This window comes from Psychrobacillus sp. FSL K6-1464, from assembly GCF_038003145.1.
GTDB lineage: Bacteria > Bacillota > Bacilli > Bacillales_A > Planococcaceae > Psychrobacillus > Psychrobacillus psychrotolerans.
In genome coordinates, this window is record NZ_JBBOOP010000002.1 from 385,735 (window position 1) to 394,791 (window position 9,057).

Annotated in this window: 21 protein-coding genes; all 21 read left to right on the forward strand. The window is 35.4% G+C overall.

Going from position 1 to position 9,057, the window contains the following annotated elements:
• The first annotated feature begins 6 nt into the window (after positions 1-6).
• A complete protein-coding gene (locus MKX39_RS21945) occupies positions 7-138 on the forward strand; it encodes a hypothetical protein (protein ID WP_340765513.1) in 132 nt (43 codons plus the stop codon).
• 24 nt (positions 139-162) lie between these two features.
• Positions 163-717, forward strand: coding sequence for a guanylate kinase (locus tag MKX39_RS21950; protein ID WP_340765514.1), 555 nt, complete (start codon positions 163-165; stop codon positions 715-717).
• A gap of 50 nt (positions 718-767) precedes the next feature.
• Positions 768-1,127, forward strand: a complete 360-nt coding sequence (locus MKX39_RS21955; RefSeq protein ID WP_340765517.1) for a hypothetical protein — start codon at positions 768-770, stop codon at positions 1,125-1,127.
• Between the two features lie 25 nt (positions 1,128-1,152).
• Positions 1,153-1,584, forward strand: a complete 432-nt coding sequence (locus MKX39_RS21960) for a hypothetical protein (RefSeq protein WP_340765518.1) — start codon at positions 1,153-1,155, stop codon at positions 1,582-1,584.
• A gap of 31 nt (positions 1,585-1,615) precedes the next feature.
• Positions 1,616-1,960 (forward strand): hypothetical protein, encoded by a 345-nt coding sequence (locus tag MKX39_RS21965; RefSeq protein ID WP_340765520.1) that lies wholly within the window; start codon positions 1,616-1,618, stop codon positions 1,958-1,960.
• A gap of 121 nt (positions 1,961-2,081) precedes the next feature.
• Positions 2,082-2,405: a DUF7447 family protein gene (locus MKX39_RS21970; RefSeq protein WP_340765522.1), complete on the forward strand. Its 324-nt coding sequence runs from the start codon at positions 2,082-2,084 to the stop codon at positions 2,403-2,405.
• A gap of 219 nt (positions 2,406-2,624) precedes the next feature.
• On the forward strand, positions 2,625-2,924 hold the full coding sequence (locus MKX39_RS21975; protein ID WP_340765524.1) for a hypothetical protein: 300 nt from the start codon (positions 2,625-2,627) through the stop codon (positions 2,922-2,924).
• A gap of 44 nt (positions 2,925-2,968) precedes the next feature.
• The gene (locus tag MKX39_RS21980; protein ID WP_340771987.1) at positions 2,969-3,535 is read left to right on the forward strand and encodes an HD domain-containing protein; all 567 of its coding nucleotides are present in this window, start codon (positions 2,969-2,971) and stop codon (positions 3,533-3,535) included.
• Positions 3,536-3,751: 216 nt separating this feature from the next.
• Positions 3,752-4,033 carry a hypothetical protein gene (locus tag MKX39_RS21985; RefSeq protein ID WP_340771990.1) on the forward strand — a complete coding sequence of 94 codons (282 nt, stop codon included), beginning with the start codon at positions 3,752-3,754 and terminating at the stop codon, positions 4,031-4,033.
• Positions 4,034-4,048: 15 nt separating this feature from the next.
• Positions 4,049-4,306, forward strand: a complete 258-nt coding sequence (locus MKX39_RS21990) for a hypothetical protein (protein WP_340771992.1) — start codon at positions 4,049-4,051, stop codon at positions 4,304-4,306.
• Positions 4,307-4,362: 56 nt separating this feature from the next.
• Positions 4,363-4,761, forward strand: coding sequence for a hypothetical protein (locus tag MKX39_RS21995; protein ID WP_340765532.1), 399 nt, complete (start codon positions 4,363-4,365; stop codon positions 4,759-4,761).
• A gap of 2 nt (positions 4,762-4,763) precedes the next feature.
• The gene (locus MKX39_RS22000) at positions 4,764-5,051 is read left to right on the forward strand and encodes a hypothetical protein (protein WP_340765534.1); all 288 of its coding nucleotides are present in this window, start codon (positions 4,764-4,766) and stop codon (positions 5,049-5,051) included.
• A gap of 138 nt (positions 5,052-5,189) precedes the next feature.
• Positions 5,190-5,900 carry a VWA domain-containing protein gene (locus tag MKX39_RS22005; RefSeq protein WP_340771995.1) on the forward strand — a complete coding sequence of 237 codons (711 nt, stop codon included), beginning with the start codon at positions 5,190-5,192 and terminating at the stop codon, positions 5,898-5,900.
• Between the two features lie 105 nt (positions 5,901-6,005).
• Complete coding sequence (locus MKX39_RS22010) at positions 6,006-6,230, forward strand: hypothetical protein (protein ID WP_340765539.1); 225 nt, start codon at positions 6,006-6,008, stop codon at positions 6,228-6,230.
• A 61-nt stretch (positions 6,231-6,291) separates the two neighbouring features.
• Entirely contained in the window at positions 6,292-6,492 is a 201-nt protein-coding gene (locus tag MKX39_RS22015; RefSeq protein ID WP_340765541.1) for a hypothetical protein, read from the forward strand.
• 56 nt (positions 6,493-6,548) lie between these two features.
• Complete coding sequence (locus tag MKX39_RS22020) at positions 6,549-6,719, forward strand: hypothetical protein (protein ID WP_340771998.1); 171 nt, start codon at positions 6,549-6,551, stop codon at positions 6,717-6,719.
• Between the two features lie 48 nt (positions 6,720-6,767).
• A complete protein-coding gene (locus MKX39_RS22025; protein ID WP_340772000.1) occupies positions 6,768-7,157 on the forward strand; it encodes a hypothetical protein in 390 nt (129 codons plus the stop codon).
• A gap of 196 nt (positions 7,158-7,353) precedes the next feature.
• Complete coding sequence (locus MKX39_RS22030) at positions 7,354-7,545, forward strand: hypothetical protein (protein WP_340772001.1); 192 nt, start codon at positions 7,354-7,356, stop codon at positions 7,543-7,545.
• Between the two features lie 78 nt (positions 7,546-7,623).
• On the forward strand, positions 7,624-7,809 hold the full coding sequence (locus MKX39_RS22035; RefSeq protein WP_340772003.1) for a hypothetical protein: 186 nt from the start codon (positions 7,624-7,626) through the stop codon (positions 7,807-7,809).
• Positions 7,810-7,826: 17 nt separating this feature from the next.
• Positions 7,827-8,429, forward strand: coding sequence for a hypothetical protein (locus MKX39_RS22040; RefSeq protein ID WP_340765547.1), 603 nt, complete (start codon positions 7,827-7,829; stop codon positions 8,427-8,429).
• Between the two features lie 181 nt (positions 8,430-8,610).
• Entirely contained in the window at positions 8,611-8,928 is a 318-nt protein-coding gene (locus MKX39_RS22045) for a hypothetical protein (protein WP_340772005.1), read from the forward strand.
• The last annotated feature ends 129 nt before the right edge of the window (positions 8,929-9,057 follow it).

The window sequence follows — 9,057 nt, forward strand, 5'->3', positions numbered from 1 at the left end:
TCTGAAATGAAAAAAAGAAAAACAATTGGAACGTTAGGGTGGGGACGAACAGAATGGACTATTTCTCCTGTCACAAAAGTAAAGAAAAATCTAAAGGGCAAAGGATCCTACACGCGAAAAAACGCTAAATACAAATAAAACTATTTAAAAAGGAGAATGAACATGAAAAAGATGATTGTACTTTATGGACCATCTGGAGTTGGGAAATCAACTTTAGCAAAATTTCTTAAATCCTTAGGGGTACCTGAAGCGATTTCCGTAACAAGTAGGAATCCAAGGGAGGGAGAATTAGAAGGAGTGGACTATTATTTTCGTTCAAAAGAGGAAATCAAAGAAATTTCACTTGCTGAACAAAATGAATATCCTTCATCCAACGGATTGAATTTATATGGCATATCTATCGAAGAAATAGACAAGCGATTCAGGGAGTCCGAAATAATCTTTGCTGTTGTGGAAAAGAACGGCATGATGCAATTGAAGGAACGCTATGGAGATATGCTTGTTTGTGTTTATATCACTATGCCACCAGAATTAATAGAAACAAGATTAAGAGGACGGGGAGAGAGCGAGGCGAATATCCAAGCACGTATCCAACAGTCAATTAAAGGAAAAGAATTTGACCAAGCCTACTTGGCCGATGCCATTATTGTAAATATAGACTTAGAAAAATCAAAAGAAGAGCTTCTGTCTATTGCAGGTGTCATGCAACACGCGTGACACATATAGTTCAGAAGCGAACAGTACCAAAAAGGAGGAGTGTGTTTTCGATGGAGAAGATACAGACGCGTAAAAACGGGACCAACTTAGCAATACAGGCACACCTGTTGCCAGAAAAAGAAATGAGAGCAGCAGGATTCACTGATTACCAGAACCCGACATGGTATTTTTGCAGAGGAGTTCATAAAAATGTGACTCTCAATGTAACTATCCCAAAAAAGAACCCAAAAGATTTAGCAATTGAAGTCTTAGACGAGAATTTCCTGCAGCCTTATGACTATCAAAGCATACTAGAAAGAGATTCAACTCATTCTATTGCATTAGCTATTAATGAAAAGGTGGAAGAGTGGATGGGCTTTTTACAGGAGAGAGGAATACTGTCGGGACATCATATAGGTGCATATATTTAATAAGAATAATTAGGGGGTATAGAAGATGAAATATGAAGAGATTACAGCAGGTATCCAAGATTTGATGGAGATTAAGGATGATTATACAGTCGTTCATTCTATAAGTGGGGACGCGAGGATGGAAGAAGGTAATGAGAAAGCGTTAAAAAAACACTTTAACCTGTTTCACTTAACAGAAAAGGCTAGGATTAAGCCGTTTCGAGTGGGTACATGCGTACAGTCGGGAAGGGTGATGAATCTGATCACCAAAAAGCTTTCCTGGTCAAAGCCGACTTATACAACGCTTAACGATGCTCTTGCTCATATGAGAGACATAGCCATCGAAAAGGGTTTGCAAAAAATTGCTATGCCGCAGATTGGTGCTGGTTCAGAACGTTTAGATTGGGATGTATCCAGAGAACTAATCCTTGATATTTTCAAGGATACAGATATAGAGATACTTGTATACGTGCAATAAATAGGTGAATAATATAAAAGGAGAGTTGTATATGGACAATCAAAAAGAGCTCTTTAGACTCATGCAAGAAAATCCGCAAATGGAAGTCATTCCGATGGTATATGAGGATGTAATTGGGGAAGATTATTCTTCTTATCAAGGAAAATTGGGAAAGGTATCATTGGAACAATACTATTCGACCGATGAAAGAATTTACATTAGAAGTAAAGATGAAGAGGAACTTGAGGAATACATGTCCGAATTGCTAGAGCAGGATTATGAGGAATTTGGTAAGGCACCGGGAGTGAAAGAAGTAAATTTTGAACTGATGTTGAGTAATCGTATGGAAAAAATAGAGTGGAAAGAAGTAATTCTTCTCTATATTGAACAAATTTAAGTCTTAGAGACGTCCTATAGGGCGTCTTTTTTTTGCGTCATGCACGTCTTACTTGATGATAAGGATAGTTAAAAATGCATACGATAGAATATCAATAAAATACAAAAAGGAGAATGAGAAAGTGAATGACTTGAAACTATCTATTAGTGAAATGAAAAGAAAGAACAAGGAAACTGGTCAAAGTTGGTTTGATAAAGGAGCAATTAACTTTTTTGGCACGAGAATTGAGGCTCCTCCGAATGCAAAAAACATTTTTATTACTTCAGAGTGGTCAAATTTTAATAATGAGACTAGAAAATATACATTAAGATGGTTTGATACCTCAACTAGCGAAGTAGTGACCCTTGGAAATTTTCAACAGTATCATTATCTAAGTGATGCAAAAAGAGCACGAAAAGAAATGGTTATAAGGGATTCGATTACAAAAGATAGCATGCCTGCCTAGAGACGTCCAGATGGACGTCTTTTTATTTCAATGTTGACTACATTAAAATATTTATGTATACTACAGTATATAAATAGTTTCGTAAAGTTTCTTTTATCGATAAGATTTAAGTTGAGTTCTTCTTGTACTTAGAGCGAGGTATTTTAAGAAATCATGGTCGGATTCACCATTAAAAGAGAAATCCAAAGTAAATTGAGAAATATTAAGGGAGATAGAAACATGAAAATGCCATTTGAGACGCACAAAATACTCATTACATTAGATGATCACAAGATATACAAACTGCATGCCGATTTTAGCAAAACAGAATTAAATAATGAGGAAGTATTAACAGAAGAAAGCTTAATGAAAAGTAGAAAAATGCCTTTTATCTTGATGCACAAATCTCAGTTCGATTATGGAAAAACCACTCTGATGAACAGGGATAATCCTCAACGAATGTGTAAGGAAACGGCAATGCTTTATTACCGGATAGGGTTTATTGGAAAAGAAGAACTAGAAGAGTATCTCGCTGATTAATTAGTGGGCATTATTAATATGGAAATAATAGAGGGAGGAAAATCATGAATGAACTAATTCAAAAAGGAAAAGAATTTGCTTTTAAAGCACATGATGGGCAAACGAGAAAAACTTCCGGTGCTCCTTATATAGTACATCCATTACATGTTGCAAAAATCCTTCAAGACGCAGGCTTTTCTGCAGAAGTTGTCGTTTCTGGTTTTCTTCATGACATTGTAGAAGATACAGATATTAAAATAGAAGATATTCGAAGAGAATTTGGTAACGTTATTGCCGAGTTAGTTGCCTTCAATACCGAAGATAAAGAAGGTACTTGGGAAGAACGAAAGGAACACACCATTAAACAGCTTAAAGGGGCGATATTAAATAAGAAAGCTCTTGTTGTAGCTGATAAATACGCTAATCTTTTAGAACTTATGCGTAATTATGAGAAACTAGGAGATGAAATTTGGAAATGTTTCAAAAGAGGGAAGAAACAACAGTACTGGTACTTTGCTGGAGTAGCAAAAAGTGGGAAGGTAAATCTTTTCCCAGAAGAAATACCTTCCTTTTTTCATGAATACGAAGCAACTGTTGAATTATTTTTCAATATGGAACGAATGAAAAGCTAGAAATAATTACTCGTGCCATTGTTTTATAAAAACAAGATAGATAATTAATGTGTAGCAGATAATTATGGGCAGGACAGCCAATGCACTGTTCATGATAAGCACGCCTTTTTGTTATTCAGTATGGACAAAATACCTTCTGTTAGCAAAAAAATAAATGGTGAAAGCACATGAAAGTATGGATACTGTTGATCAAGATTTGGGGGGAGCGGGTTTTAAGTGAGCATAAAGAACATTCGTAGACAAAATGTAGAGCGATTCAGCGTCGAAGAACAATTGAAATTCTATAAGAGACATTTTCAAAATCAACATTGCGAAATGGATGGTTGCGGTCACGAAGTTAGAAGTTCTTGGGCCATATACGATGACAATATCTACTGTGAAAGTTGCTACGAACATATAGTAGAAGAGGAAAAAGATAATGCAAAAAAACAATTAGAATTTCATGAACAAGAAATCCTAAAGTTGAAAGAAAGATACGACTTTGAATCAGAAGAATAAGAAAGGGGTGCTTAAATGAAAAAGATAGGTAGTATAGTTTTCGTGTTCCTTGTAGTTGTTCTGTTGGTATCCTGTAGCACAGCTACACCAAAGACTAAGGCGGATGAAATTAGTTTTATAGAGGGCGGAAATTCCAACTATAGCATCGTTATTGATACAGAAACTGGCTGTGAATATATAGAATCTTATGGACGGACTGTGAACGGTCTTGCCGTATCTATAACGCCTAGATTAGAAAATGGAGTTCCTATTTGCAATGTTGAATTGCCGTGATAAATGCTAACTCTATTAACTCGATTAAAAAACTATAAATAATGGGGGATATATCCATGAATAATATACTCAATTTTGATGATGACAATACCCTAAAACTAACTAAAGAGGAAGTCCTTTCTTTTATAGACCAAGAAGACAAGATAACAGTTATTTTAGGAAATGGGTTCAAAGCTAAAACAGATACGGAGGATGTCTTTCGAGGGATAATGGGCGATGAACGATTTGAAGAAAGTGAAGAAATGAGTGATGCTATTCATTGTGCAAGTGAGATACGACACACTTTTTTCCTGGTAAACTCCAAAGTTGAGAGTCCGTTTAATGAGAGAGGAAACGCAAAGAGAATTATCAGAGAAGGCTTTTGGACAAAAATCATATTGCCTAATCATCCCCTGAAAAATGGGTTATATGCTGTTGTGTATCAAACTCAGAGTAGAGAAAAGGAGAGATTCTGAATATGGAAGAATGGTTAAGCGACAATTCTTATTTAGTATTTAGTTTCATTTTAGTCTATTTCTTTTACTCGCTCATACGAGTTTGCATGTTCGGTTATCTGGGAATAAAAGAATCGTATTTCGGAAACGAAGAGAAAAATATACGAGTTTGGCACATATTGTTGATAATCATAGATTTAATGCCCTTAGTACTCGCATTGATTTGTTTGTTTTTTAAACAACTAGCTCTTATTCCGATCGTAAGAATCCCTGACAAGTACCTAACAGAAGAACCTAAAAGTACTGAATAAGTAAAATCATATTTCTTGTCTGTAGTATACATTATACGAATACTGTTGACAATAGTATATAGTGTGTGTATAATAAATAAAGAAAGATAAACAAATCAACGCAACTATAAAAATTGAGGGAATAGGGAGTGGTCAAACATGGGGAATCTAATCGACTTAACAAAAAAAGCGAAAATCGTACTGGATAAGAAGAAGCTGGTAGAGGTAAAAGCAGAGATCGTAGTCGCAATTGATCGTTCTGGTTCCATGTATCGTCTATACAGTGATGGGACCGTGCAAAATTTGGTAGAGCGATTACTGGGTATCGGGATGAATATGGATGCTAACAAAGAAATCGATGTTTTCCAGTTTAATCAAGGGTCGAAGTATATCGGGGTAGCAACAGAAGAGAATCATGCGAACTTCGTAAGAGACAAGAAGATGTCAGCCGACGGCGGGACGAATTATGCCCCTGTCATGAAGGAAATCATTGCGAAGTATAGCGGTACAGAGAAAAAAGGAAGACTCGGCAGCCTGTTTGGTAAGAAAAGTACAGAGGCTGTCAAACCAACTCATCCGACGTTCGTGTTCTTTATTACAGACGGAGACAATTCTGACGAAAAAGAGACAGAACGTCTAATCCGAGAAAGTGCAAATCAGCCAATCTTTTGGCAATTCGTTGGAATTGGAAATGAACCATTAAAATTCTTGCAGAAGTTGGATGATCTTGAAGGACGATATGTAGATAACGCCGATTTCTTCAAAGTTTCCAACTTGAAAAAAACAACGGATGAAGAGTTATATGAAAAGCTATTGACGGAATTTCCTTCTTGGCTACAAGAAATAAAGGTTAAAGGGTTGCTCTCTTAACTGAGAAACTTAAAGACGTCCAGACGGGCGTCTTTTTTAGGATTACTTATATAATCCTAAAAAAATTGGAGAGACAAACTTTACGACCTTTGAAAGGAGAAAATTATGGATAAACCAATTAAACAGGAATACGAAAATATGATTCTTTCAGGTATGCAAAATCAAAATAATTCACACTTAAAAGAATTGGAAGAAAAGGTCAAACGATATGAAAAAGCATTGCATTTTTATGCGGATGGCACCAAGTATCTTTATGCAAAGAAAGAACATCCCAATACTCGTTTAGCAGAAGATGGTGGAGAAATAGCACGAAAAGCATTAGCTGACTAACACTAAGTACAATTCTACGAAGTGTCAGTAGACACAAACTGTATCACAAGGAGGAGTAAATATGGCTAATAATTATATAGCAAAAGAAGATTTAATCAGCAATCAAGAACTCGAAGAAGTACTACATTCTAATAGTGAAGAAGTTTTCGGCTTGTATATGGGTGAATATTATGAGACACCAACACGTATTTACAATCCTCAAATAAAAGAACTTGTTGAACAGTTTAAACATTTAAAAGATTTTTATTTACAAAAAAGTTGATGTGTAGTTCGACCGTATTCTGTCGCAGTAGACACATATAGCGAAGGGGTAATCGAATGGATGAACTAGAAGCACACGCATACAAATTTATGAATGGTGATTTAGATAAACAAATAACACCCAAACAAGCGTTAAGAAAGATACAAGCATTAAAATATTTGTTCATTGGTGACAGGGAAGCGTTACATCAAGAGATTGACAGAATAATTTCTAAAGTTAAGTCATAGTTCGACCATACTAAGCGATAGTAAAAACATAAGGAGAAGGTGAGACATATGAAGATTGTTCGCCACAATAAGCGAGTGGGTGGAGAAGTAATTAAATCCATGTTTATTTATCTTAATAAACACATGGTTATTTTCTCCCTAGCGGAGACGAATTGGTTCACAAAAGGAAAACCCAGATTAATTCCTATATGGATAAAGAAGAGAAGTTTGTTCGCATATCGTTTAGCCATTAGGATTTCTAATAAGAAAAGGGGACCCCTTACGCAAATAAAGTTATTGGATGACGTGCTAAAGATTGATGATTTAGACATGAGTAAAACGTACGAAGTTATTAGAACTAAAATCGAACGGGATGATTTGTACTACATCGTCATTAATGAAAAAGGTGGAGAAGTGGCAGTTCACGAATTACTAGCGAGCGAGATTATTACGGAATAGTACAATCGTGCACTCGCTGTAGACACAGTATGAGAGGTAGGATGTTTATGAATAGTTGGAAAGCAGTAATTTATTATAGCTTCGTAACCTTAATAAACCTTCCGAGAATAATCTGTAGGCTTATTAAAGAGAAAAGGAAGTAACTACGCATTTCGACCATAATGTGCTGCAATGAAGAAACTGAGGGATAGATTACATGACTTTAAAAATACTTTTTGGATATATTATATTCATTATGCTTTTAGTCACTGCAATTAATATGTATATTCATAATGTGCCAGTATCAGAAGGGAAAAAGAAAATGATTATAAAAAACGCTATGTTTATACTTTTCGTATTAATAATTGTTCCTATCATATTCAAGGTTATAGGTATGGAGGTTCTTTAATGGAGTATTTAAACTTAGTCGGCTTTTTTTTGTATTTTTGTTTCCGGTTAACCAACAAATGTATTTAGGGGTGGAGTTATGACTGAAAAAGTAATTAGTAAGTCTAAAGTTTTTCGAATGATTAGAAGCATTCCATTTGACGTTACTCAAGGGATGGAAATCCAGTTGGAGGGTGATACAGTCGGAAAGTTAACAAAAATCAAATCGGCTAAATTTTTAGATATGAGGTCGATAGAAATCATTGGATTGGTAAAAATAATCTAAATAGGAGTTGTAACCATATGCATTTCAGCAACAAGTCATTTTCGGAAGGATATATGATGGGAAAAACTTTTAAACCAGAAGATTATGACGGTGGTATTTTTGTATTGTATCTTAAATACATGTTTCTTATACCAAGTTCCCTTGCTATTCCTGCATTGATCTTTTCTTATTTATCTGATTGGTTTTTGCACTACTGGACATCGGTATGGATGATACATTTAGTCCTTGTCGTTATTCTATCGTGGTTTTTAATAAACGCAGGACACTATATATCTAAACATCCTGCATATGATTTGAATCTCTTTGCTTATCCATTCATATTCCTTCAAGTATTTTTGGGATATACGATTTCCGTTGTTTTGTTGCCTTTTGAGTCGCTGCATTCTTTTGCTACAAGCTTACTAAATGTCATGGATGATGACCCGAATAGACTAGACAATGCACTCATTTACGGTTTTTCTTTTATCGCAATATACACGTTCATACACATCATACAGGCCTTAATAGTCCCACTCCTACACTTTATCTTTGCGAGAATTCTATCGGATTGGCTCGTTTCAACAAAAATGCAAATTCAAATAGATAAATTTGTTGTTCGGCATTTTTATCCAAAGAAATGAAAGCTTAGTCGCCGTGGGGATTTTACATCGACGATCCAGAACAACTAGAAAAAGAAACACCGCAAACTAGACATCCTTAGGGGTGTCTTTTCTTATTGTTTGCAACTTATCTGCATAGAATATATGGAACAATTAAATGTGGAGCGGCAATACTGCTGCATTTTCAAAAGGAGGAGTTACGGTGGAGAAATATGTAACGCTAATTCAAAATAAAAAGGTAGTCATGACAGCACATCAAGCTGATGTAAGAGAGAAAATTGAGCATATGATTATGGAGAAAATAGGATTCTTTCCTGATATGCAAGAACACGTTGAGGAAAATGAGGATGATGTGGAAGAATATTTCGTTTGTGTTCATTCAGATGCTTATGGAGATCTAGATGATGGGGATATACAAAAGTTGGAAGAACTAAATATCACGATGGATGAAGAGGCGACAACAGAAGCAGTTAAAGTGCTGTTCGATTTGCAGTTTCAAGTGGTGGAGATGATAGCTTAGGCTGTCATTTTTTTGTGCATTAACTTAAATTAGTCAACAAAACTATAATTCCGTTGACTGTAGTGTTGTTTAGTGATATGATTGGAACAATAGTACACATCGATTTTAATTAAATGAGGAGGAGTTTAT

Excerpts from the sequence above, each read along its gene's own strand:
- MKX39_RS21945 (WP_340765513.1), top strand. The coding sequence starts at position 7 with ATGAAAAAAAGAAAAACAATTGGAACGTTAGGGTGGGGACGAACAGAA.
- MKX39_RS21950 (WP_340765514.1), top strand. The coding sequence starts at position 163 with ATGAAAAAGATGATTGTACTTTATGGACCATCTGGAGTTGGGAAATCA.
- MKX39_RS21955 (WP_340765517.1), top strand. The coding sequence starts at position 768 with ATGGAGAAGATACAGACGCGTAAAAACGGGACCAACTTAGCAATACAG.
- MKX39_RS21960 (WP_340765518.1), top strand. The coding sequence starts at position 1,153 with ATGAAATATGAAGAGATTACAGCAGGTATCCAAGATTTGATGGAGATT.
- MKX39_RS21965 (WP_340765520.1), top strand. The coding sequence starts at position 1,616 with ATGGACAATCAAAAAGAGCTCTTTAGACTCATGCAAGAAAATCCGCAA.
- MKX39_RS21975 (WP_340765524.1), top strand. The coding sequence starts at position 2,625 with ATGAAAATGCCATTTGAGACGCACAAAATACTCATTACATTAGATGAT.
- MKX39_RS21980 (WP_340771987.1), top strand. The coding sequence starts at position 2,969 with ATGAATGAACTAATTCAAAAAGGAAAAGAATTTGCTTTTAAAGCACAT.
- MKX39_RS21990 (WP_340771992.1), top strand. The coding sequence starts at position 4,049 with ATGAAAAAGATAGGTAGTATAGTTTTCGTGTTCCTTGTAGTTGTTCTG.
- MKX39_RS21995 (WP_340765532.1), top strand. The coding sequence starts at position 4,363 with ATGAATAATATACTCAATTTTGATGATGACAATACCCTAAAACTAACT.
- MKX39_RS22000 (WP_340765534.1), top strand. The coding sequence starts at position 4,764 with ATGGAAGAATGGTTAAGCGACAATTCTTATTTAGTATTTAGTTTCATT.
- MKX39_RS22005 (WP_340771995.1), top strand. The coding sequence starts at position 5,190 with ATGGGGAATCTAATCGACTTAACAAAAAAAGCGAAAATCGTACTGGAT.
- MKX39_RS22010 (WP_340765539.1), top strand. The coding sequence starts at position 6,006 with ATGGATAAACCAATTAAACAGGAATACGAAAATATGATTCTTTCAGGT.
- MKX39_RS22015 (WP_340765541.1), top strand. The coding sequence starts at position 6,292 with ATGGCTAATAATTATATAGCAAAAGAAGATTTAATCAGCAATCAAGAA.
- MKX39_RS22020 (WP_340771998.1), top strand. The coding sequence starts at position 6,549 with ATGGATGAACTAGAAGCACACGCATACAAATTTATGAATGGTGATTTA.
- MKX39_RS22025 (WP_340772000.1), top strand. The coding sequence starts at position 6,768 with ATGAAGATTGTTCGCCACAATAAGCGAGTGGGTGGAGAAGTAATTAAA.
- MKX39_RS22030 (WP_340772001.1), top strand. The coding sequence starts at position 7,354 with ATGACTTTAAAAATACTTTTTGGATATATTATATTCATTATGCTTTTA.
- MKX39_RS22035 (WP_340772003.1), top strand. The coding sequence starts at position 7,624 with ATGACTGAAAAAGTAATTAGTAAGTCTAAAGTTTTTCGAATGATTAGA.
- MKX39_RS22040 (WP_340765547.1), top strand. The coding sequence starts at position 7,827 with ATGCATTTCAGCAACAAGTCATTTTCGGAAGGATATATGATGGGAAAA.